Annotated in this window: 18 protein-coding genes, 1 tRNA gene and 9 pseudogenes; 12 read left to right on the top strand and 16 right to left on the bottom strand. The window is 69.2% G+C overall.

Annotation, left to right across the window (positions count from 1 at the left end; translation table 11 throughout):
• Window positions 1-2: 2 nt before the first annotated feature.
• Together EFK10_RS00380 and EFK10_RS52490 are read left to right on the top strand one after the other, a co-directional pair.
• Window positions 3-221: a hypothetical protein gene (locus EFK10_RS00380; RefSeq protein ID WP_127353796.1), complete on the top strand. Its 219-nt coding sequence runs from the start codon at window positions 3-5 to the stop codon at window positions 219-221.
• Between the two features lie 536 nt (window positions 222-757).
• Window positions 758-1094 (top strand): annotated as a pseudogene (locus EFK10_RS52490) (integrase); the annotation flags it as partial.
• Between the two features lie 77 nt (window positions 1095-1171).
• Here the strand turns inward: EFK10_RS52490 and EFK10_RS00370 are convergent.
• Window positions 1172-3040 (bottom strand): glycoside hydrolase family 3 protein, encoded by a 1869-nt coding sequence (locus EFK10_RS00370; RefSeq protein ID WP_206305248.1) that lies wholly within the window; start codon window positions 3038-3040, stop codon window positions 1172-1174.
• Window positions 3041-3435: 395 nt separating this feature from the next.
• Here EFK10_RS00370 and EFK10_RS00365 point away from each other — a divergent pair, with 395 nt between their 5' ends.
• On the top strand, window positions 3436-4311 hold the full coding sequence (locus tag EFK10_RS00365) for a trypsin-like serine protease (RefSeq protein ID WP_240676880.1): 876 nt from the start codon (window positions 3436-3438) through the stop codon (window positions 4309-4311).
• 136 nt (window positions 4312-4447) lie between these two features.
• Here the strand turns inward: EFK10_RS00365 and EFK10_RS00360 are convergent.
• Both EFK10_RS00360 and EFK10_RS46845 read right to left on the bottom strand, forming a co-directional pair.
• Window positions 4448-5148, bottom strand: a pseudogene (locus tag EFK10_RS00360) (integrase); the annotation flags it as partial.
• 144 nt (window positions 5149-5292) lie between these two features.
• Window positions 5293-5397 (bottom strand): annotated as a pseudogene (locus EFK10_RS46845) (glycoside hydrolase Chb); the annotation flags it as partial.
• 158 nt (window positions 5398-5555) lie between these two features.
• Between EFK10_RS46845 and EFK10_RS00350 the strand changes: the two are divergent.
• Window positions 5556-6980 carry a M20/M25/M40 family metallo-hydrolase gene (locus tag EFK10_RS00350; RefSeq protein WP_127353794.1) on the top strand — a complete coding sequence of 475 codons (1425 nt, stop codon included), beginning with the start codon at window positions 5556-5558 and terminating at the stop codon, window positions 6978-6980.
• Window positions 6981-7148: 168 nt separating this feature from the next.
• Here the strand turns inward: EFK10_RS00350 and tpg are convergent.
• The 4 genes and pseudogenes from tpg to EFK10_RS00330 form a co-directional block, all read right to left on the bottom strand.
• Window positions 7149-7705: pseudogene (tpg, locus tag EFK10_RS00345) on the bottom strand (telomere-protecting terminal protein Tpg).
• A gap of 9 nt (window positions 7706-7714) precedes the next feature.
• A pseudogene (locus EFK10_RS53710) lies at window positions 7715-8299 on the bottom strand (telomere-associated protein Tap); the annotation flags it as partial.
• On the bottom strand, window positions 8224-8580 hold the full coding sequence (locus EFK10_RS00335; protein ID WP_127353792.1) for a hypothetical protein: 357 nt from the start codon (window positions 8578-8580) through the stop codon (window positions 8224-8226). The pseudogene EFK10_RS53710 and the gene EFK10_RS00335, both read right to left, overlap by 76 nt.
• A gap of 354 nt (window positions 8581-8934) precedes the next feature.
• Window positions 8935-9774: a patatin-like phospholipase family protein gene (locus EFK10_RS00330; RefSeq protein ID WP_127353791.1), complete on the bottom strand. Its 840-nt coding sequence runs from the start codon at window positions 9772-9774 to the stop codon at window positions 8935-8937.
• 102 nt (window positions 9775-9876) lie between these two features.
• Here EFK10_RS00330 and EFK10_RS00325 point away from each other — a divergent pair, with 102 nt between their 5' ends.
• On the top strand, window positions 9877-10542 hold the full coding sequence (locus tag EFK10_RS00325; RefSeq protein WP_127353790.1) for a TetR/AcrR family transcriptional regulator: 666 nt from the start codon (window positions 9877-9879) through the stop codon (window positions 10540-10542).
• Window positions 10543-10651: 109 nt separating this feature from the next.
• Here the strand turns inward: EFK10_RS00325 and EFK10_RS00320 are convergent.
• Together EFK10_RS00320 and EFK10_RS00315 are read right to left on the bottom strand one after the other, a co-directional pair.
• A pseudogene (locus EFK10_RS00320) lies at window positions 10652-11611 on the bottom strand (DUF5131 family protein).
• The gene (locus EFK10_RS00315; protein WP_240676879.1) at window positions 11608-11982 is read right to left on the bottom strand and encodes a DUF5131 family protein; all 375 of its coding nucleotides are present in this window, start codon (window positions 11980-11982) and stop codon (window positions 11608-11610) included. The pseudogene EFK10_RS00320 and the gene EFK10_RS00315 overlap by 4 nt, the downstream one beginning before the upstream one ends.
• 245 nt (window positions 11983-12227) lie before the next feature.
• Here EFK10_RS00315 and EFK10_RS00310 point away from each other — a divergent pair, with 245 nt between their 5' ends.
• A complete protein-coding gene (locus EFK10_RS00310; protein ID WP_206305246.1) occupies window positions 12228-12875 on the top strand; it encodes a transposase in 648 nt (215 codons plus the stop codon).
• A 469-nt stretch (window positions 12876-13344) separates the two neighbouring features.
• On the opposite strand, the gene EFK10_RS00305 is transcribed toward EFK10_RS00310, so the two are convergent.
• Window positions 13345-14019 carry a hypothetical protein gene (locus tag EFK10_RS00305; RefSeq protein WP_240676878.1) on the bottom strand — a complete coding sequence of 225 codons (675 nt, stop codon included), beginning with the start codon at window positions 14017-14019 and terminating at the stop codon, window positions 13345-13347.
• 146 nt (window positions 14020-14165) lie between these two features.
• On the opposite strand from EFK10_RS00305, the gene EFK10_RS00300 reads away from it, so the two are divergent.
• The 3 genes and pseudogenes from EFK10_RS00300 (at window position 14166) to EFK10_RS00285 (ending at window position 15847) form a co-directional block, all read left to right on the top strand.
• Window positions 14166-14384, top strand: coding sequence for a hypothetical protein (locus tag EFK10_RS00300; protein WP_127353789.1), 219 nt, complete (start codon window positions 14166-14168; stop codon window positions 14382-14384).
• Window positions 14336-14871 (top strand): annotated as a pseudogene (locus EFK10_RS53705) (IS3 family transposase); the annotation flags it as partial. The gene EFK10_RS00300 and the pseudogene EFK10_RS53705, both read left to right, overlap by 49 nt.
• Window positions 14872-15088: 217 nt before the next feature.
• Window positions 15089-15847 carry a sulfite exporter TauE/SafE family protein gene (locus EFK10_RS00285; protein WP_127353787.1) on the top strand — a complete coding sequence of 253 codons (759 nt, stop codon included), beginning with the start codon at window positions 15089-15091 and terminating at the stop codon, window positions 15845-15847.
• An 85-nt stretch (window positions 15848-15932) separates the two neighbouring features.
• Here EFK10_RS00285 and EFK10_RS00280 read toward each other — a convergent pair.
• Window positions 15933-16085, bottom strand: a pseudogene (locus tag EFK10_RS00280) (site-specific integrase); the annotation flags it as partial.
• Between the two features lie 68 nt (window positions 16086-16153).
• Here EFK10_RS00280 and EFK10_RS00275 point away from each other — a divergent pair.
• The gene (locus EFK10_RS00275; RefSeq protein ID WP_127353786.1) at window positions 16154-17212 is read left to right on the top strand and encodes a hypothetical protein; all 1059 of its coding nucleotides are present in this window, start codon (window positions 16154-16156) and stop codon (window positions 17210-17212) included.
• Between the two features lie 315 nt (window positions 17213-17527).
• Here the strand turns inward: EFK10_RS00275 and EFK10_RS49215 are convergent, their stop codons facing one another.
• The gene (locus tag EFK10_RS49215; RefSeq protein WP_265737458.1) at window positions 17528-17743 is read right to left on the bottom strand and encodes a Tn3 family transposase; all 216 of its coding nucleotides are present in this window, start codon (window positions 17741-17743) and stop codon (window positions 17528-17530) included.
• A gap of 86 nt (window positions 17744-17829) precedes the next feature.
• Between EFK10_RS49215 and EFK10_RS52985 the strand changes: the two genes are divergently transcribed.
• Entirely contained in the window at window positions 17830-18135 is a 306-nt protein-coding gene (locus EFK10_RS52985) for a hypothetical protein (protein WP_164835738.1), read from the top strand.
• Window positions 18136-18441: 306 nt separating this feature from the next.
• Here EFK10_RS52985 and EFK10_RS00260 read toward each other — a convergent pair whose 3' ends face one another.
• Complete coding sequence (locus EFK10_RS00260; RefSeq protein ID WP_127353784.1) at window positions 18442-18876, bottom strand: DUF4259 domain-containing protein; 435 nt, start codon at window positions 18874-18876, stop codon at window positions 18442-18444.
• A gap of 320 nt (window positions 18877-19196) precedes the next feature.
• On the opposite strand from EFK10_RS00260, the gene EFK10_RS00255 reads away from it, so the two are divergent.
• Entirely contained in the window at window positions 19197-20180 is a 984-nt protein-coding gene (locus EFK10_RS00255) for a hypothetical protein (protein ID WP_127353783.1), read from the top strand.
• A 92-nt stretch (window positions 20181-20272) separates the two neighbouring features.
• Here the strand turns inward: EFK10_RS00255 and EFK10_RS00250 are convergent.
• The 3 genes and pseudogenes from EFK10_RS00250 to EFK10_RS00240 form a co-directional block, all read right to left on the bottom strand.
• Window positions 20273-20347: transfer RNA gene (locus tag EFK10_RS00250), tRNA-Asp, on the bottom strand.
• A 53-nt stretch (window positions 20348-20400) separates the two neighbouring features.
• Entirely contained in the window at window positions 20401-21114 is a 714-nt protein-coding gene (locus EFK10_RS00245; protein WP_127353782.1) for a hypothetical protein, read from the bottom strand.
• A pseudogene (locus EFK10_RS00240) lies at window positions 21095-21313 on the bottom strand (hypothetical protein); the annotation flags it as partial. The gene EFK10_RS00245 and the pseudogene EFK10_RS00240, both read right to left, overlap by 20 nt.

Raw genomic sequence — 21313 nt, 5'->3', positions numbered from 1 at the left:
CGTTGCACCAGTTGGCGGCCGCGCGGGGCGGGGACGTGGAGGTCGATGAGAACCGCATCCCGCGCTCGTGGGTGCTGCGCCGTGGTGACAGCTATCCGGTGCGGGAGTGGTTCGACGTCGTCGCGCCGACGATGGCCCGGGACAAGGTGCGGCCCGGCTTCGCAGGGGCGTGGCGGACGCTGGGTCTCGGAACGGAGCAGCTGTCGATGGCCTGGCCGTGATCGAGGGCCCGCGCTGCGGCCTCGCATTCCGCGAGGCCGGGGCGTGGCCGGCGGCGCCGCGGTTGATACCCAACCCGTGAAACGTGTATTATTATGACTGTCGGTTGCGAGGCCGGCAGACAACACGATTGATGGCCGGCGAGAGGCACCTCCAAGGAGGTGTCGGCCCGGGGCGGCAACCCCGACCGAACGTCTCACCGGCCATCGGTACTCCAACCCACCAAGGAAGGAGTGCCTCCATTCTACGGGCAGCCGGCCCGCGCGAGCAGTCCGCACCGACAGAATCACCGGAGGTCCCCGCATGACCAGCAAGCCGCTCAACCCCCAGGTCCGCATCCACGACGGCCGCCCCGTGGGCAACCGCGACTGGATCGTCGAGCACACCGGAGCCAGCCGCGTCACCGCCGCTCTGTGGTACGCCAAGCGCAACGAGGTTCCCGACGTCGAGACCGGCTCCGAAGGCACGTCCGAGCCGGTCGCCCGCCACCCGGAGAAGGCGGTGACGATCGCCCGGGTCGACTATCTTCGAGGCCGAAGGCATCGAGGTCGTCACCACCGGCATCCGCGTTCCCCGCATGAACTCGATCACCGAACAGGGGGCACCTCCCGGCCGAAGGCTGGGGGCGGGTGCAGACCTGCCGACACGAGCTCCTCGACCGCACCTTGATCTGGAACCAGGCCCACCTGCTCCACGCGCTCGCCGAGTTCGAGTCGTTCTACAACGAGCACTGGCCCCACCGCGCCCTGCGCAGCGCGGCGCCCCTGCGGCCAGTTCCCGAACCGATCAGCGGACCCGACCGACTCGACCTGCTGAACGTCCATCGACGTAATCGACTCGGCGGCACCCTCCACGAGTACGCACATACCGCTTGACCTGCCCGGACGTAATAATCGGCGCCCACAGGGCCTCGGGGCGGTCGCGGGCCGTCGGTGCGGAGCGGCCTGCGGGGTCAGTAGGGCGTGATGCCGTAACCGAGGGGGAAGAGGGGCGTTTTGCCGTCGCCACTGTTGATGGGCTCGTCGGTGACCGCCGTGGGCCAGGTGACTGGAAGCTTGCCGGAGAAACCCGCGCCGAAGAGAGCGTCGGTGATCCCCGCGCCTTCCGTGCCGGGCAGCCAGGCCGCGATGAACGCCTGCGCCTTCGGGAGTTGGTTGCCGATGATCAGCGGGCGCCCGGAGTAGAGGATCGCGATGCAGGTCTTCACGTGTGAGCAGATGTCGCTGAGCTGAGTGGAGTTGTCGTTGCCGAAGGCGAGGGTGGAGGAGTCGCCCTTGCCTTCCGCGTACGGGGTCTCGCCGCCCACCCAGATGCCGACATCCGCGCTGTAGTTGCCCTTGGTGCGGGTGCCGACGTTCTGCAGGGTGATGCCGGTGCCGGCGGTGGTTTGCTGGAGTGCCTGCCAGAAGGTGGTGCCCGTGGTGTGCGTGCCGCTGGAGCCCTGCCAGCTGATCGACCAGCCGCCGGTCTGGTTGCCGAGGTCATCGGCCGACTTCCCGCCCACCACGATCTTGTACGTGCCGGTCTTCGGCAGCGGCAGCGCGCTGCTGTCGTTCTTCAGCAGGGTCAGCGACTCGCGGACCGCCTGCCGGGCGACGTCCCGGTGCGCCTGTGATCCGACCTGCGGGGTGTAACTGCGTTCGGTGTAAGGGTGGTTGAACAGGTCGAGCGCGAACTTGGCGTTGAGAATACGGGTCACCGCGTCGTCGACCCGCGACTGCGGGATCTTGCCGTTGTTCACGTCGGTGACGATGGCGTTGATGGTGCCCACGTAGTCGTCCGGCACCATGATCATGTCGAGACCGGCGTTGATGGCGTGCGCGACCTGGTCGGCGTACGTGGCGTCAGGGAGCTGCTTGATGCCCGCCCAGTCGCTGACCACGAAGCCCGTGAAGCCGAGTTCGGTCTTGAGGACGTCGGTGATGAGGTACTTGTCGCCGTGCATCTTGGTGCCGTTCCAACTGCTGTACGACACCATGACCGACCCCACGCCCGCCGTGATCGCCGACTGGTAGGGCGGCAGGTGGACGGCGCGCAGCTCGCTCTCGCTGATCTGAGTGTTGCCCTGGTCGATGAGGTAGCCGCTGCTGCCGGTGCCGTACGTGGTGCCGCCGTCGCCGATGTAGTGCTTGGCCGTGGCCAGGACCGAGGTCGAGCCGATCGAACTGCCCTGGAGACCCCTGACCGCCGCCGAGGCGAGCGGCGTGACGACCGACGGGTCCTCACCGTAACTCTCGTACGCGCGGCCCCAGCGGTCGTCGCGGGCGACGCACACGCAGGGTGCGAAGGACCAGCGGATCCCGGTACCCAGGACTTCCTGGCGGGTGATGTCCTCGACGCGCTGGACGAGCGCCGCGTCGCGGGTGGCCCCCATGCCGATGTGGTGCGGGAACAGGGTGGCACCCTGTACGTTGTTGTGGCCGTGGACGGCGTCCACGCCGTACAGCAGCGGTATCCCGAGCCGGCTGCTGAGGGCGTAGCTCTGATAGCTGTCGACCATGTCGGCCCACTGGGTGGCGGTGCCGCCCGCGCCGTTCGAGCCGCCGCCTCCGCCGCTGAGCACCGAGCCGAGGCCGTACGTGGCGATGTCCTGCTTGTTGCTGATGTAAGAGTTGGCGGCCTGCGTCATCTGACCGGCCTTCTCGGCCAGCGTCATCTTGGACAGGCAGTCCGCGGTGGACGTGCAGCCCGCGGCGGCGTGCGCGGCGGGTGTCGTGGGCGCGGCCGTGAGCAGGCCGGCGGTGAGGACGAGCAGTGCGCTGAGCAGGAGGGCACGGCGGTGTGGCGTCCGGCCGGCTCCCCGTAGGGCGTGAATCGTCACCTTGCTGGTCTCCGTCCCGGGAAGACGTCAGGGAACGTTCAGAACTCGTACAGACGTTGTCTCTCGCGGGCATGCCCGCGTCAATGACTTCGACGCAGTTCGGCCTGTTCGCCATCGCCGCCTTGGTGGCCCGAGCTGTGTCGGCAGTTCGCACACCGTCCGCAGGGAAGGCGATATGAGGCTAATGGCCGATTCGTATGGCACCTTGCGCTGCACCTGCCAAATCGGCACAATGCTTCGCATCCACCCAAGCGGAGGCAATTCCTGCTGGGCGGCAGGCCGTTGCCTGTCGGGGGTCCGGCGGAGTTCGGTACGCGTGGTCTGAGATGCCGCTGGGTGCCGGCGGCTGCCGTAAAGGGAGCTGATCAATGTCGTTCTGGAATGCGGGATCCTCGTTGAGACGTCTGGGCGGCAGCATGGCCGTTCTTGCCGTTGCCGTGGGAGTGATCGCAGTCGCAGCGCTTCCCGCCGCCGCGATCAACTCTTACAACGCGACACCCGCACCGGAGCGGACGGAGGTCGGGGCGCTGATAGCGCAGTGGGACGACGACTCGAACCCCGCGACGCCCGACCGAGTGGACTGGGTGTGCTCCGGCACCATGGTCGACAGCGACACGTTCCTCACCGCGGGACACTGCACCACCGACTGGCCCGCGGGGGTACGTTTCTACGTCTCCTTGGAGCAGGACGTGCAGTCCGCGCTCAACTCCGCCGTGGCGGCCCACCCGGGGAATCCGTCGGCTGTCGCCTCGGCAGTGGGGGTCGAGGGCACCGCGCACACCGACCCGGCGTATCCGGGCCCGTCCTCCGATCCGCACGACATCGCCGTGATCCAGTTGCCGGCGGCCGTCCTGGCCGACCGGTGGGCGTTCACGGCCGCCACGCTTCCCGGCGCCGGGGAGTTGGACGCGCTGGGGCCCCAGCGGCTGAACTCCACCTCGTTCCTGGTGGCTGGCTACGGCACCCAGGAGGCCGAGCGCGGGCCGGGCGGACAGACGCATCCGGGCGGCGGCGTCCGGATGAAGGCACCGGTCACCTTCGACGCGCTCAACCCGTCGTGGGTCCGTCTGGCGATGACGGCGCCGCAGGGCAACGGGGGTGCCTGCTACGGCGATTCGGGTGGACCGAACTTCGCCACGCTGGGCGGCAGCCTGGTGCTCGTCGCGACGACCATCACCGGGGATTCTCCCTGCTACGCGACCAATGTCGCCTACCGGCTCGACTCACCGGCCGCCCGGGCGTTCCTCGCCGGGTTCGTCACCCTTCCGTGACGGCGGCTCACCCGTACCACCAACACCCCATATGGAGTGTCTGACGGCGGCGGGCGGAACCGATGTCCGCTCTTACCTGAGCAGACCGCCTGCCGAGGTCGAGAACGGCTCGACTGCAAATCAGAGGAGAGTCACATGCATCTGCGTGGTCCATGATGAGATTGCGCCCGAGCTGCACCACCCAGGCTGCCGTCGGGTGCGCAGTGGCGCCCAGAATCTGCACCCGCCGCGACGCGTGCCCGATCACGGCGAAGACATACAGACGCGCTCCCGTCAGCGTGCGGGCCTCGAGAAAATCACACGGCAGGATAGCCTCGGCCTGGCCGCCCAGGAACGCAGCCCAGGTGACCTGCCCACGCTCGGGAGCGGGCTCGATGCCGTGCGCCTTGAAAATCTCCCAGCCCGTCCAAGCCGCGACCTTCACGCCCACGGCTGCCAGTTCCCCGCGCACCCTCCGATAGCCCCAGGCGGGGTTCTCTCTCGCCAGGCGCAGTACCAGGGCCCGGATGGAGCGCACCGTGCATGGCCGGCCCCGGCGGCCCGGCACGCAACCGGCAGCGTGGCGCCGTCTCAGCAGACCGCGGTGCCAGCGCAGGATCGCGTCCGGACGCACCAGCAACTGCAAGCGCCACAACGTCTCCCTTGGCTGTGAAGAAGACCAGCGAGAAGGAACCGGTCCTCCACCGTGAACACGGGCTTGACACTCCGACGCTGCAAGATCGCGAGCCGATGCCCCAAGGTCACTATCTCGGCCTCCAGGCCACGATTGGACATCGGCACCAGGCGAAACAGGGAGAACGTATCCGTGACAACGAAGCAGGCCAGACGCAGCAACACGACACATCATGGTGCCGCCCCCGCCCTGCCCACGTGAAGACGGCGACGGCGAGATCCAGATCCCGGGCCTGTGATCGACGATCAAGGTGCCTACCTGACCGGATGATTTATCGGCACCCGCAGTCCGGCGGGGCCCACATCGGCTCAGCGGGCGAGGGTGGAGGTCGGCTTGCTCGTGGCCGGACCGCTGGCGTGTCCAGTGCGGTTGGCGGTCACCTTGACGGTGATCTTCTTGCCGCGCTGGGCGGACTCGTGTCGCCGGCGGCGGGCAGGGTGCATGGCTGGTGCCACGTCTCGCAGGCGGTCTTCCCGGCCTTGTCGCAGACGGTGGTCTAGCCACAACGGCATGCACAGGTATTTTCGTCGCACCCTTGTGGCGGATTGACTCGTGCATGACCATGGCGGTCATGCCGAACTCCAGCCATTCAAGCCGCCGGACCTTCCTCACCGCTTCTGCGGCTGCGGCCGCCGCCACCGGTGTGGCCGTCGTCGCCGGCACCCCCGCGGCCGCCGCTACGGACGATCAGCTAGCCGGCGCGCCGGCCACTGCCCAGCGCCCGTCCCGCGAACTGCGCGCGCTACTGCGCGAGATCGACCCGGCCCGCATCGAGGCGACCGTACGCGCCCTGGCCGCCTTCGGTACCCGGCACACCCTCTCCAGCCAGGACGACCCCAACCGGGGCATCGGCGCCGCCCGGGACTGGATCCACGCCGAGATGCAGGGATACGCGGCCGCCTCGAATGGCCGGATGACGGTGGAACTCCAGTCGTACGTGCAGGCGCCGGCCTCGCGCATCCCCACCGCCACCCGCATCACCAATGTGCTGGCCACCCTGCGCGGCTCGGTCTCCCCTGACCGCGTCTATGTGGTGTCCGGGCACTACGACTCGCGCTGCACCGATGTCATGGACGCCACCAGCGACGCACCGGGCGCCGACGACGACGCGTCCGGCGTGGCCGTCGCCATGGAACTGGCCCGGCTGATGGCCACCCGCCGGACCGAGGCGACCATCGTGTTCGCCGCCGTGGCCGGCGAGGAGCAGGGACTGTACGGGGCAGCGCACATGGCCGGGGAGTTCAAGGCGGCGGGCGTGAACGTCCAGGCGATGTTCACCAACGACATCGTGGGCAGCGGCACCGCCGACGACGGCACCCGCGACCCGTACGCCCTGCGGCTCTTCGCGGAAGGCGTGCCCACCGCCGAGACCGCCGATCAGGCGAACACCCGCCGCTCTGTCGGCGGGGAGAACGACTCGCCGCCTCGCCAGCTCGGCCGCTTCGTCCGGGACGTGGCCGACAACGACGCCACCGGAATGCGCATCCGGGTGATCTACCGCCGGGACCGCTATCTGCGCGGCGGCGACCACATCCCCTTCCTCCAGCAGGGCTACCCGGCGGCGCGCTTCACCGAGCCGCATGAGGACTACGCCCACCAGCACCAGGACGTCCGGGTGGCGGACGGCAAGCAGTACGGAGACCTGCCGGAGTTCTGCGACTTCGACTACATCGCCCGGGTCGCGCGGGTGAACGGCGCCGCTGTGTGGACCCTCGCCCAGGCCCCCGGGACACCGACCCAGGTCCGAATTCTGACCGCCGTGCTCACCAATGCCACGCAGCTCGCCTGGACGCGTGGCAGCGAGCCCGATCTCGCGGGCTACGAGGTGGTGTGGCGCGAGACCACGGCGCCAGAGTGGACGCACGTCGTCCCGGTCGGCGATGTCACGTCGTACACCTTGGACATCTCCAAGGACAACGTCTTCTTCGGGGTTCGCGCTGTCGACCGCGACGGCCACCGCAGTCCGGTGGCCTTCCCGGTCCCGGCGTCGTCCTGACCGCCCTTGAACCTCAGACCCGGCGCAGCCGCACCACCGGGAACCAAAGACGGGGCGGCTACTCTGCGGTCCAACCACAACGCTCAGCCGGGCCAACTCAAGCGCTAACGGGCCAGATCGGCTGCTCAGTCTCAGGTCTGCTCGAGGGCTGCACGTGTCCTGACCTCGTCAGATGTCGAACTCGATGTACTGGATGTCGGTGAACTTCACCAGCAGGTTCTGGGCGCGGCGGCCGCGGTCCTTGAAGTAGATCTCCTGCAGGCCTTCGGCGACGATGTCCCGGAGCTGCTGGTCGGTGGCGCCGGCGGCCTGGGCGTCCAAGAGCCGGGCGGCGTACGTGGGCGGCAGGTGCTGGGTGAGGAGACGTTCGCGGCCGTCGTCGGTGGTGCCGGGTGCGGCGGTGTAGCCGAACTGGGCTTTGGTTTCCACGACGATGCCGGCGGTGGTGGCCGCTTGCTTCTTGGCCTTGTCGCGGACTCGGGGCTGCCACCGCTTGCGGACCTCGTCCGTGAGGCGGGTGGCAAGGTCCATGCGGGGCCGTTTGAACCGGCCGTGAGGTAGCGCTCCACGGTGCGCTGGGAGATGCCCAGCAGTTGCGCCACGGCCCGGGTGGAGCCCTTTTCCTGTTTGACCAGGTACTTCATCTGGGCCTGCGCCGTTTTCGGGATCGGGCGGGTGAACGCCTTCGCCGTGGCCTTGTCGAGACCGTCCCCGAGGATGCCCACCGATAACGCCTACTCTCCGTTGTCGGCGGCGGTGACGACGCCGTCCTTGATGTGCCGGGCGATGTTCACGTTGTCGGGCCGTGTTCCTCGAGGAGGCCTTCGGCCCACAAGATGTCCTGGGCGCCTTCGAGCTTGACCATCCCCGGCGAGACCCCGAGCCGGAAGCCACCGGGCAGCGGCTTGCCGTCCAGGGTCCGGAGCAGGAAGTCGAGCGGGCTGGGGCCGTCGGAGGGGTAGACGACGCAGTCCGCGTTGATCGCCACCTGGTACAGGTCGGCGGACGTGGCGAGCTTGAGCATCTTTGCGGTGCATGTTGATGCGGTTGGTGGAGATGACGGCCGCACGGATGTCGGGGCGCCAGGTCGGGCGTTGCAGGGCCGGCCACGGCTCGCCGAAGCGCCATCCACCGCCGCGCGGCCGCTCCACCAGCTTCCCGATCGCTCCCTCGGCCGTCGCCTTGATCGCGGACAGCACGGCGGCCTGTCCGGCATCGGTGTCCTTGTGGGCGGCCATCGCGATCAGGAACTCCCCTTCCGGCAGGCCCGCCGTGACGCCGAGTTCGGCCCGGCTCGTGGCTGGCCGAGAATGCCAACCTGCACGAGCAGAACCGGCGGCTCGCCCAGCACATCCGCGAGCTCGAAGACCGGCTCTCCGAATTGCTCGGCCAGCAAGCGCTCGAGCGCAGCAGGCTCGGCGCCGCCACCGGCACCGCCGCGCTCCAGGCCGAGCTCGGACACGCAGAGCAGGCCAACCTCGACCTCAAGCGGGTGCTGGAGGAACGAGACGAAGAGCCGGCCGCGGCGCGCGAGACCAACCGGCGGCTGACGAACCAGCTCAACCGCTCGGCCTCTTGAGCCGCGCACCCAGGTGATCACCCACGCCCGGCTCCCACAGCGACCGGGGCCGAGGCCGGAAAATCGTCCCAGGTCCGGCCGTCCAGCTGACGACCGCCAGCCCCCCGCGGCGCACTAGTCACGCAGGCTGCGGGCTCACCACGGGTGCATCGGGCGTGCGGCGGCACACGCTGAGCTTCTCGCCGCCGACAGCATCACCGATACCGCTGTTCCGCTGCACTGAACCGCGCCCCGGTCAGTGCCTGGATGCCGACACGACAAGTTCAGTCGATCAGGCAGATGCGCCCTGTGTGCCGCGGGTTGAACGACAAGCTCAGCTCCGAGGGGCCGTACGGATCTCCCTGAGCCGTCGGCGGGCGCCGCACCGCGGTCGCGTCAGCCGTGCCACACCTCGGCCACGGACTCTGCGAGTGCCGTGGCCTGGGCGTGGCCGGCGCGGGCGGCAGCCGAGCGGCGGGAGTCGTCCACCATGTTGCGGCCCATCGCGCGGCGGGCGGTGCGATCCGGGGCCAGGACGGTAATGCGGGCACCGTCCGCCGCCAGGGCGGCGGCCTCCTGCGGGGCACTCGGGTGTGGACCGACCGCGTCGGGGATCAGGGAGAGCGCCACGATGCGGCGGTGGCCGCGGGCGAGGCAGATGTTGGTGGTCGAGCGGCTGCCGCCGTCCATCCAGCGGCGGCCCGCGACGGTGACGGGCGGCCAGACCACGGGCACCGCACAGCTCGCCGCGACTGCTTCAAGAAGGGTCGGGCCCGAGCCCGCGTCGAACACCTCGAGGCTCCCGGTCCGCGCGTCGACCGCCGTGATCCGCAACTCGCGCTCGGGCCAGTCCCGTACGTCGCCCAGCAGGGTGCCGACCGCGGCGAAGACGTCCGACTCGGGGCCGGTACGGGCCGCCAGCGCTGCCCGGCCGAGGCGCTCGATGGAGCGCTGCGGGTTCCGGGAGCCGAGTGCCGCCCACAGGAAGCGGGCCGTCTGCCCCAGGGTGACCGCGATGTTTATCGCCTCGGCTCCGCTGAGCTGACGCTCGTACAGCTCAGCCGCGCTGATGCCGGAGGCGAGCCGGGAGCCCAGGACGGCGCCCGCGGAGGTGCCGATGACGACGTCGGCGCGCGCCACGTCGATCCCCGCCTCGGAGAGCCCGGCGAGCACGCCGGCTGCCCAGGCACCGCCGACCGCCGCGCCGCCACCCAGCACCAGTGCCGTGTCCGCCATCGTCCATCCCTCCTCACTGAAGTGGGGACTACTCCCCACTTGAAGCCCCACGATAGCATCGGTACCGGGGAGTGATCCCCAGTACTGTCGAGGGGTGAAATCATGACGGTCGGCGCCCACGGGCCGGATCCGGTACGGCGGCGCGATGCGCGGCGCAACCGCGAACTGCTGGTGGAGGCGGCCCGCGAGGCGTTCGCCGGGCAGGGGCTGGATGCGCCACTCGACATGATCGCCCGCCGGGCGGGCGTGGGAAACGCCACCCTGTACCGGCATTTCCCCAGCCGCGCCGCACTCGTCGACGAGGTCTTCCGGGATTCCCTGGCAGAGACCACAGCCGCCGGGGAGCGTGCCCGGACCGCCGAGGACGGCTGGTCAGGCCTGCTAGCCTACGTCGAAACGGTCTTCGAGGGTCTGGCCACCAATCGCGGTACGAACGACTTGATGACCACGCGCCTGGAGGGCGTCGGCTCGCTGGAGGCCGTCCACGCCCACAACCGCGAGACCGTGGACCTGCTGCTGCGCCGCGGCCGCGAACAGGGCACCATTCGCAGCGATCTCAGCACCGAGGATGTCCTCTTCGCGCTGGCGGCGCTCGGCCGGGCCGTCCCGGCCCTCACCGCCACGGCCACAGACGCCTGGCGCCGCCCTCTCGCCCTGCTCCTCGACGGCCTGCGCGCCTCCCCCGCCGCCGCCCGGCTACCCGAGCCCCCGCTCACCCCGGCCCAACTCGGCCAGGTCCTAGGCAACTTGGGCCAGCACCGAGACTGACGGAAGCGAGGTGGCCTACGCAGAGGCCCGGCGCACAACGTCGTCGACAGGACCACGCTGAAGGGCGCGGGTCGGCACCAAACCGCGGCGAACTGCTTAAACGACAAGGTCAGCCACCGCCGACTCCCGCCGCGACCGGGGGCCGTGGAAACTCCTCCCACGTCCGGCCGTCCAGGGTGCGGCCGGCCCGGCCCTTGCCGACTCTCCGCATCCGGACCACGTCCGAGGAAGCGGGCGTCTCCGCGCCGTTCCAGCTCTCCCCGCGACGGTCGATAAGACTCAGGCTTCCGCGATCGTGCCCGTGTGCCTCAGGGCCGAACGCGCCCGACTTGACGAAGTACGGAACCCCGGCGTCCCGGCACTGGTCACGCAGGCCACGAGCCCAATCCGGATGCATCGGGCGAGCTCGCGGCCCGGACTCGCCACCCGCGATCACCCAGTCCAGGCCGTCGGCCAGCCACGGATGGATGTCAAGCTCGCCCAGCAGCGGCTCACAGCTGACGAACCGCACCGCCGCCGCAGTGCTGGAGGTCAGCTTGTCGGGCCGCACCGGCGCCCACTTCTGCGTCTCCGCTGAGACCCCGAGCCACAAATTGGGCAAGCAACGGCGGTCGACGGCGGCCATTGCTGCCGGCGAGGGCTGCTACTCGGCCACCGCGTCCTCGACCTGGCCCCAGAACCCGCCATCGGCCAGCAGCGACTGCATCCGGCCCGGTCGCTTCGTCAGGATCTGGAACGTGTGCAGTTCGGCGACCGCGACCACGGCAAACACCTGGGCGATCAGCTCGGCGTCGACGGCGTCATGCCACAGGTCCGACATGCTGTTCAGAAACACCCGCCGCGGCTTGCGCCACCGCAACGGCAAGGTCAACCGTTCTGGCCACAGCCGCACGTCAAAACCCTGCTCGAAGGGATGCCCGGGAACCCCGCGCCACCGTTCAGCGAAGGTCTCCGCACAGCAGTTGTCGCAGCCCTCGGACACCTTCGTGCAACCCGTCACGGGGTTCCACGTCGCACCCGCCGACCCGTCATCAGACCGCGTCCACTCGATCGACGTCGAGGAACTCACCGAGCCTCACCGCCCGTCCACGACAGGTGTCGCACACGGTTGAGACCATCTTTGGGGCGCATGAACTGGGGAAATGGGCGACTCAAGATTGCCACCCCGCCAGAAAGGTCCGACATGGAGTTCACGAACACCACCCGCGGGCTCTTCCAGCTGTAGTGCACGTCGAGGGAGTCCGGGTGCAGGGTGACGTCGAAGCCGGGACCGGAGGTACGGGGATCGCCGTTATTCTGGTACTTCACGGCACCCATCGCCTTGAGCCTTTTTGCCAAGGTAAGGGCGTAGCAGTTGTCGCAGCCGGAGGAGACGCGGTCGCAGCCCGTAGTCGGATTCCAGGTCGCCTCGGAACATTCGATAGCGCTGCGGTCGCTCACCAGTTGCCTCCTGCTGCCGTGCACGTGGCTATACCGCCCACGGGCTGCCTAACGATGCCGTTGTTGCGGGCGTAGCGGGGTGTACACCGGCCCCGAACTGGGTTCGTGATTGGATGCCGGTGAGAGCCGGGGTGACGGCCTGGGCCTGTCGCTCTGCGAGAGCCCGCATGACACTGCCGCCCCCGGCTCTTCCGGAGCTGTCGACCGGCAACAGAGGGCCACGGCGGAGGTGGGTGAGATAGCGCATGGCCGCGTTCTGCACCAAGCACGGCTACAGCGGACGCCGCAACGCCGAGGAACTGCTGACACGCCTGCGCCGAGCCCCGGCCGGTGTCACCGGCGAGCACCACACCGAGTCCGGACGCGACGCCGTGATCGCCCTGGTCACCGTGCTGCGGACTCTGGGCACCGTCAGGAAGGACCTCGACCGCTCCGTCGTCAGCCACCTCGGCCAGCACCCCGACGCCCGGATCTTCACCTCCCTGCCCCGGGCCGGGCAAGTCAGCGCCGCCCAGATCCTGTCCGAGTGGGGTGACTCCCGAGCCGCCTACGACAGCCCCGACGCGATCGCCGCATTCGCCGGCGTCGCCCCGGTCACCAAGGCATCCGGCCGCATGCGCGGCGTGTCCTACCGCTGGGCCTGCAACAAACGATTCCGCCAGGCCATCGTGACGTTCGCGGACAACAGCCGCCACGAAAGCCCCTGGGCCGCCGACATCTACCAACGCGCCCGCGGACGTGGCATAGACCACCCGCACGCCATCCGTGTCCTGGCCCGCGCCTGGATACGCGTGATCCACCGCTGCTGGCTCAACAACAAGCCCTACCAGCCCGACCGGCACGGCGGACTGCAACGCCTCACAACCCCACCACTGCCCGCTCAAACAGTGTGAGGTTGACACAGGGGGTGTCGTGCGGCCAGCGGGTGCCGGGGGCGTCGATCTGCAGGAGACGCGCTGCGGGCGGCGGTCGCTCGTGTCGTATCCCTGCAGGATGTCGTCGAGACCGCGGCACACGGTGATCTCGTGCTCTCCATCGCGGAGGCTCATGCGGCGCCACACGGTGTTGGTCTCGATGTCGTACAGCGTCACGGCGTCCCGCGTCAGGGAGACCGGGGCCGGCCGTGGGGTGCAGCCGGTGACGTGGACCCACCAAGGGCCGACCGTCGTTGTGCCGGGCTGGTCGAAGTCGAGGTCGTGGCGGACCGTGGCGGCGAACCCGGCCTCGCGCAAACTGCGCTGGCTTCGAGCGCGAGGGCGACGATCGTCAGCGCGTCGTTGGAGTGCTTGGGTGTTCCGTGCAGGCAGCGGAGCCCCCGGGGGTTGGTGGTCCCCCGGGGGCTCTGTTGTGCGCGCGGCCTGATCAGGGACAGGTCTCGCCGAACTTCACCGCAGTGAACACCACGGGCTGGCCGGTCAGCTTCGCGCCGGCCGCCGGGGTCTGGGCGCATACCTGCCAGTTGGATTCGACCAGGATCATCCGGCCGTTGCTGGAAGCGTCCTTGGTGGTGATGCTCGTCGACGTGCCGAGGGCGGTGCGGGCGACGGCGAGGGACTTGCCCTTGAAGTCGGGCATGGTGCCGGCAGCCTTGGCGGGCGCGCTGGCGTCCTTGGCCGGGCAGCTCTCCGCGAGCTTCACAGCGCCGAGATCGACCGTGGCGCTGGTGTCGTGCTGGCCGGCGGCCGGGGTCTGCGAGCAGACCTTCCAGTCCCGGTCGAGGATCTGGTGGCGGGCGCGGCCGAGAGAGTCGTGCGAGACGAGGTGGTAGAACCCGGCGGCTTGTGCGGTGTCTTGGGCGGTCTGGAGGCCCGTGCCGACGAGGTTGGGGAGGGCAGCCGTCGCGGCTGCTGCGGCGGCGGTGCTGGTGGCGGGTGTCGGCGTCCTGTCGCCCTTGCTGCCATTGCTGCCGTTGCCGGTGGTGGCGGGGCTGCAGGCCGCGAGCGCGAGCGTGAGGGCGGTGGCCGCGAGTGCCGCGGCGTGTCGGGCGGTGCGGTGCACGGTGTTTCCCTCTGGGCGGGTGCGGGTGCGGGTGGTCATGGTTGCCCAGATTGGCAGCGATCTGAGGGCGTTATGAATGGTGTGACGGTTCTGTGACGCGAACGAGTGATTGGTGTCACGCATATGGGCCCTTCTGCACACCGCAGACCAGAGCCCCTGGCAGTCGCTGCTCCCCGGGGACGTGGATGGATAGTCGAGGCCCCACCATGGCCGGCGCCGAGACCTGCCTGCGCAGCCAGAAGCCGGACTGTGCCGGCCGTCTGCAGTGGGTGCCCGACCAGCAGCTCGCGGTCGGCCGCCACGACGCACGGCACACCCTCATCGAGCACCACGAGGACATCGGTTTGCGGTGCGGATGGTCGCCGGGGTGTGACCCGATCACGCCACCGAGTGGGCCGCGATGAAAGCTGTGGCTTCGAAGCTCGGCATCGGCTCGACCGAGACGCTGTGCAAGTGGGTGCGGCAGGACCAGGTCGACGCCGGCGCCCGGCCCGGGGTGAGTACGGAGGAATCAGCTGAGATGAAGCGGCTGAAGAAGGAGAACGCCGAACTGCGGCGGGCGAATGACATCCTCAAAGCCGCGGCGTCTTTCTTCGCGGCCGAGCTCGACCGGCCACACACACGCTCGTAGCGTTCATCGACGAGTTCCGGGTCCGCTTCGGCGGTGTCGAGCCGATCTGCCGCGTCCTCACCGAGCACGACTGCAAGATCGCCCCTTCCACCTACTACGCCCACAAGAAACGCCAGGAAACCCCCTCGTCCCGACAGATCCGCGACGCCGAACTCACGCTGCTGATCCAGGGCGTCTACGACGCCAACTACCGCGTCTACGGGGCCAGGAAGATCTGGCACGAGCTCCAGCGGCAGGGTTACACGGTGGCCCGCTGCACGCGTTCCTGGAGCCCGCCACCATCAGCGCCCAGTCGTCCGCGAACCGGACAAGCCGGTGGTTCGCAAGACCATGGCGGCGGCGTTTGGCGCGCTCCCAGGACTTGGACGCCGGTCCTCCCGGTGCCTGGGCGAAGTGCTCGTCCAGCTGCCTCCGCCGTGGCAAAGAAGAGCCGTTGATTGTGCTTGCTCCGTGGGTAAAGGCTGTGCGGGATCACTCATGAACCGCACCCGCGAGGAGCCGTCTGTGGCGAGTGGCTGGGCCGCCGACCTCTTGCTGGGTGGCATCATCTTGTTGGGCGCGTCGGTGCAGCGGCTGGCGGGGATCGGGTTCGCGCTCGTCGCGGTGCCTGCTCTGGTGCTGCTTCTGGGCCCGGCTGAGGGCGTGGTGCTGGCGAACTGCGGGGCCGGTGCCATCAGTGCGATCGGACTCGTCGGCAGCTGGAGGGAGGTCCGTCTGGCCGCGATGGTGCCGTTGGTCGCCGCGGCTGCCTGCACTGTGCCGGCCGGGGCCTGGGTGGCCGCCCGGTTGTCCGAGCCGACACTGCTGGTCGGCATGGGGGTGCTGGTGAGCGTTGCCGTGCTGCTGGTGATGGGTGGGACTCGGATGCCCGCTCTGCGTGGCGCCAAAGGAGCGCTGGCAGCCGGTGCCGCGAGCGGGTTCATGAACTCCTCGGCAGGGGTGGGTGGTCCGGCAGTTTCGTTGTATGCGGTGAATGCGGGCTGGACGGTGCGGGAGTTCGTGCCGAACGCGCAGTTCTATGGGCTCGTGGTGAACGCGTTCTCCGTTGCGGCCAAGGGCATGCCGCAGCTCACTGCGCCGGTCTGGCTGCTGGTCGGGGCCGGGATGGCGGCAGGCGCTGTGATCGGGAAGGCGCTGGCGGAGCGGGTGTCGGAGAGAGGGGCCCAGCTGGTAGTGCTGCTGCTCGCGCTGGGCGGCGGTCTCACCGCGCTGGGCAAGGGACTGTGGGGCCTGTGACCCTTGACCAGCACGGAACGTAGACGGGGTAGCCATGTCAGCTGCAGGATCCGATGGTGGTTGTTCGGGATCCGTGGAGCCGGGTGACTTTTGAGCGGGCCGGCGTCTCGGAGTTCGGCACCGCCAGCCGCTTCGCCCAGGCCGGAACAGCAGATGCCTCGTAGCCGCGCTCTCGGCACCAGCCGAGCCAGGACAGCACTCCCGCCCGGCGGGAGTTCCACGTGTTCACGGCCCCGGTCTCCTATCTCTGACCCACGGTGCCATTTCGGCCAGGTCGTGTCAGTGCCTGGCGGCATACTGACGCCCATGCAGATAACGGAGCACACACTCAAACGGGCCTGGCACAAGTTAGCCGCAGGCTCTGACCTGCTCGACGACGCCATGCTCCCGCCCACCGGCACATCACCCGACCAGTACGCACAGCGCGCAGGCGATCCCGGTGGCCTCTTCCTCGTCCTGGACGAAGAAGGCACTGTGCGCGGCTACCACAGCCCCTACCAGGAGATTTTTACCACCCAGGACCTCGACCAGGTGCTGTACTTCGCTGCCGAGGAAGCGGTCCGTAATCTCGCCGAGCACATCGTGGCCCGCTCGCCGGGCCACGGCCCGGTCACCAACCTCGTCACCGGGCAGGCCGAGATGCTGCACCAGATCAACCCCGCATGGGGAAGTAGATTCCGCAGCGGCGGCATGGACGGTACACGGACGGCACAGCCGCGCGGACGCGACCCGCTGGAACGCCTCGCCTGGATCGCCGGCGCATGGCGCGAGCAGGACCCCTACACCAACCTCGCTTTTTTCCGCGGCGAGGGCATCAGCGCCGAACAGATCGCCCTGCTCCACGGAGCCGACCCCGAACAGACCGCCACCGGGACAGGCCTGTCGGACCTGCGCAGCATGGACGGCGCCGGCCGCGACTACTGGGAAATAGCCTGGGAGACCTTCTGCTTCGGGCAGGCAGGCGACTGGGCGTTCCTGATGTACCACGAGACACCACCCGGCACCCGGGCCGACAGTGCGGCTCTCTCCCGGCTCGGAGTCACTGAGACCGTGCGGCTGAGCGCCTGCGCCGCGAAGGCCATCTACACCTTCGACTACACGCGCGACGGCCGCCGCATCGACGACGACTGGGGTGTACTGGAACTGATCTGGTACAACCGGGGCCGCGCCCCCTACTACCGGGGCGGCCAGCTCGACTTCCTCAACCAGGCCATACGCCGCGCCGAACTGGACCACCCCGAACTGACCGACGAGTTCGAACTGTACTTCCACGCTCTGGAAACCGCACTCGGCCTTCAACTGCCGCAGCAGGACATCCAGGAGGGAACGGTCCAGGCCGCACAGTGGGCACGCAGCAACGGTTGACGCTCCCCTCCCTCAAGGGAGGCGCAACCGGGAAGATCGTCCTGCATGTGGTCGACTGAGGGGCGCGAGGCCTCAGGTCCAGGCGTGAAGGAGTCCAGGTCGAAGATACCCAGCGCACGTGCGGCCTGCTCCACCTCCACCACCGGCAAAACAGGTACTCGACCTGATCGGAGGACCGTTGCGGGAGGGACACGCACACCGCTGGTACACCTGATCCGACTGATGAGTCAGTGGTGTGGCGTACAAGTTCATCTCCCCGTGGCGGCGCCACCGCCGTGCGGCGGCTATGGGCAGCAGGCACCCGTTCGGCAATGATCAAGTAGTGGCCACGGCGGCCTCGTCCTTGGGGGTGTGTGGGTTGGGTACCGTCGCCGCCCGGGCTGCGAGGTCAAGGTCGAGGCGGCTGTTCATCTCCAGCTCGAACCGGCCGTAGGGGTTCACATGGGTCCAAAACAGCGGGGACAGCGCCCGCCGGTCGGCGTCGGTGAGCGTGTCGGCCCACGTTGGATCGGCGAGGACCTGCTGCATCAGCAGCGTGTTGACGTGTCCTCTAAACTACCGCCAGGCACGGAGGGAGGCTCCCGATGGCCCCTATCCGGTCCCGTATCGGCGGCAGGATGGTGGATCTCAAGGACGACTGCGGTCCCGGCCAGGGATCGGTCTTCGTGCATGGTGATCACCTGGCCAGGTTCGAGGTGACGCCATTGCGAGGGATCGAGGGGCGCAAGCCGCACCGAGGATCGGCCGCCGGGCGCGAGGGTGGGCATGAACTCGACCCACACCCGGGCGGTGTTGAGGGCTGGTTCGCCGTTGGCGGCTCGTTGTCCGATGTCCTGGGCGGCGTGAAGGCCTCGATCGAGGCCTTCACGGCCTGGTGTGCGCGTACGCCTCCCTGTCGGCGATTCACGAACCGGGCCCCGTAGCCGGGTTCTGCGATATGGGGGGGCGAGCAGGCCAATCACTCATGGGGTGCATGGTGTACCGCGGCACCGACAGCGGTTACCGCCGGATCCCCCACCGGGCCCGTCGCCCTGGCGGGGCGCACGGTGCGGGCGGTCGGGGTGCGGCGGGGGAAGGAGACGACGCCGGGCAACTCCCGGACAACTCCCCCACCGGCAAGGTCCGGCCCACGGTTGGCGTTGACGCCGAACCTCACGGGTGGGATCGCCGCGTTCATGCGTATCTGGCCGACTGCCTGACGGTCGTGGGGGTGTCGCCGAGCTGTCTAGCTAGAGTTCGAATAGCGTCTCCGTCTGCGGCCCGGGGTCGGGTGCCAGGACGAGGCGCAGGCGGCGGGTGCTCTGTCTCCACTGCAGGCGGTCACGGGTGTCGTTCCAGAGCTCGGCGAGTTCGGAGGCCGCCCCGGCCACCCGGTCCAGGGCCTGTGCCGCGAGCAGCCGCAGGTCGGCGGCAAAGGCCGGCAGGGCTTGTTCGGGTCCGCAGCCCGTGATCGGCTCGCCGCCCGGGCACTGTGCCGCCACCAGCGCCGCGGCGGCGACGGCTTCCTGCCCGTCTTCACTGTCCAGGTAGTCCCGGGCCTCGACGGCGCGGACCAGCATCGCGCGGACCAGGACCTCCCGCCCCTCCGGAGCTGTTTCGTCCAGGGTGATGGCGAAGTCCCCCGCCGTGTCGTTCTCGAACGGGCTGATGCCCCAGGTACCCACGATGCTCTCCTCGCTTCACGATCGCGGAGATCCTCGCACCGGCCACCGACACCGACAGCAAGACCCCCAGACAGGCAGCCTCGGCCCGCACACGCCCAGATCCGGGCGCAGCGGCCGGACCACGGGCTGGGCCACGGTACGTGGTGACCGCGCCCCAGGGCTGGCCCGGGCGACCCGCACCCGTGGCCCTCCGGGCGGGGGCCGGGTGGTCTTCATGCCGGGCATTCGGCCCGGACCACGGTGACGGGCCCTGTCCTGTGGGGCGTGGGTGGCTATGCCCGGCGCCTGCTGCACCTGCTGACGCCGGACATGGCGGTGCTGTGGGACAAGGGCTTCGACGGCAACGACTTCCTGGCCGCGGTCACCGCCACCGGCGCGCCCAGTTCCTGGGGCGGCTGCGCAGCAACCGGCGCACCCCCGTCCTCCTCCGTCTCGCCGACGGGTCGTACCTGTCGGCGATCGGCACGCTCAGGGTACGGATCATCGATGCGCGGATCACTGTGACCTGCGCGGACGGCACGGTGTTCACCGGGGCCTACCGGCTGGTCACGACCCTGACCGACGCACGCCGCTTCCCGGCCGGCGCCCTGGTCGGTCTGTATCACCAGCGGTGGGAACACGAATCGGCGTACTACGCGCTCCGGCACACGATCATGGGCGGCCGAGTTCTGCGGTCGGGCGACCGCGCCGACGTCGAGCAGGAGGGGTGGTCGCTGCTGACGCTCTACCAACTGCTGCGGACCGTCATGGTCGACGCCGCCGAATCGCTCCCCGGCACCGACCCCGACCGCTGCGGGTTCACCATCGCCTTCCAGACCGCCCGCGACCAGGTCGTCCAAGCCGCCGGCATCATTACCGACCGCGCCGTCCCGGTCGGCGTCATCGGGCGCAGAGTCCTGGCCGGCCTGCTCCCGCCCCGGCGGACACGGGTCAGCACGCGCAAGGTCAAATCGCCGATCTCCCGGTACAACGAGCGACTCCAGGACGGGCGGCCCGATGCCAGCCGCACCGTTACCGATCTCGATATACGTCCTCGAACCCCCCGTCGAGGAAGCCCCACTGCCCACGGCGTCCCAGGACGACCGACACGCCAGCCCGTCCGAACGACGCCGGGAACGAGTCCTGGCCCTCCTCGACACAGCCCCCGCCACTGGCACACCAGAGAGATCGCCCGCCACCCCGGTGACATCACACTCGCCACCATGCACAAGCAACTCGCCCGATGGTCCCAGTCCGGCCTGCTCCGCAAGAGCGGCCCAGCCACCTACACCACCTCAAAGGAGCGGACCAACTCCCTTGCATGAGCGCCGAGATCGTTAACTACCCGGCCTTGGGGGAAGCCCTGGTTGCCGGGGCGCCTGGAAGGCCGGTTGAGGGCCTATGCGATGGATGAAGGGGCGGGGCGGCCGGATTCGAACCGGCGTCCTCCTCCATGATGTGTAGGCGCATTACCTCTGTGCTACGACCCCGCCTTGCCTTGATCATAACCAGCGGGCTCGTGCCAGGCAGCGATTTTTGAGAGGCCTAGACCAGCCCCAGCACTGACGAGCACCACCCGAGAGCCTCAGGTGTGTGCCAGCGTGGGCGATCTCCCTGCCGAGCCATGTCCTGGCCCGTCGCGAGTGCCTGATGCTGTGCCGGGTTGAGTACCTGAACCCGTTCCATCAGCGCTCGTGCCTCCCCGTGATCGCCCCTACTGACGAGGAACTCGATCAAGTCCTGGGCGAAGCCCCACAGAGTGAGCAGGGCATTGGGAACAGCCCGTGCGAGCTGCTTGGGATCCGCCGAACTGGCAAACCACGGAAGCGCGGTCTCGTGGAGGTGTGCCGCCAGGCGCTCCAACTGGGCGATGCGCCTTTCGGGATGAGTCAGCACCGCGAAGTGCTCACTGGACATGTCCAGGAAGCTGGAGGCGCACACGATTGCCTGGACGGATTCGGGGCGCCGGACGGTGAGGCCGGGGTTCGCCCGACGCCAAGCGTGCAGGCTGTCGTCGAAGGCGCTCAGGCTCGTTACGCTGAACTCGATCAGGTGCCCGGACCTGTTGTACTTGCTTTTCTCCAGCGCGATTACCTCGCGGCGACCGGCCGCCTTCCGTTCCAAGGCTTGCCGGGAGCTGACCCAGACGAAGCCGTCCAACATCTCTGCCAGGCATGCCGCCCCGGTCTGGACTACGTCAGCTGGCTTCTCTGACTCCAGCAGGAGCTCAAGGAGCCCATCAGGCTGCAGCGACTTCACCCCACACATAATGCCGCACGAAGATCCGCCGGACAGGGCCTAGCGCACCCGGGCGGCGGCGAGGTGGGCGTCCACAGCGCCGACCGTCGACGCCCTGGCACAGGCCCACCACCACCGGGACGAGACGCGGTTCCGGGACGTGACCCCGCAGGGTGACAGCCCCGTCCCGGACCTCGACCGCGACGGTGCCCTCGTCCAG

Source organism: Streptomyces soli (assembly GCF_003999195.1).
Classification (GTDB): domain Bacteria; phylum Actinomycetota; class Actinomycetes; order Streptomycetales; family Streptomycetaceae; genus Actinacidiphila; species Actinacidiphila soli.
Note: the sequence above shows the minus strand (reverse complement) of the source record. Positions and strands in the feature narration are given on the sequence as shown.

What these genes read in the sequence shown, in the direction of transcription:
- EFK10_RS00300 (WP_127353789.1), top strand. Translation starts at nt 14,166, where the DNA reads ATGGATAGTCGAGGCCCCACCATGGCCGGCGCCGAGACCTGCCTGCGC.
- EFK10_RS00350 (WP_127353794.1), top strand. Translation starts at nt 5,556, where the DNA reads ATGCCGAACTCCAGCCATTCAAGCCGCCGGACCTTCCTCACCGCTTCT.
- EFK10_RS00285 (WP_127353787.1), top strand. Translation starts at nt 15,089, where the DNA reads ATGAACCGCACCCGCGAGGAGCCGTCTGTGGCGAGTGGCTGGGCCGCC.
- EFK10_RS00325 (WP_127353790.1), top strand. Translation starts at nt 9,877, where the DNA reads ATGACGGTCGGCGCCCACGGGCCGGATCCGGTACGGCGGCGCGATGCG.
- EFK10_RS52985 (WP_164835738.1), top strand. Translation starts at nt 17,830, where the DNA reads ATGGTGGATCTCAAGGACGACTGCGGTCCCGGCCAGGGATCGGTCTTC.
- EFK10_RS00310 (WP_206305246.1), top strand. Translation starts at nt 12,228, where the DNA reads ATGGCCGCGTTCTGCACCAAGCACGGCTACAGCGGACGCCGCAACGCC.
- EFK10_RS00305 (WP_240676878.1), bottom strand. Translation starts at nt 14,019, where the DNA reads ATGACCACCCGCACCCGCACCCGCCCAGAGGGAAACACCGTGCACCGC.
- EFK10_RS00275 (WP_127353786.1), top strand. Translation starts at nt 16,154, where the DNA reads ATGCAGATAACGGAGCACACACTCAAACGGGCCTGGCACAAGTTAGCC.
- EFK10_RS00330 (WP_127353791.1), bottom strand. Translation starts at nt 9,774, where the DNA reads ATGGCGGACACGGCACTGGTGCTGGGTGGCGGCGCGGCGGTCGGCGGT.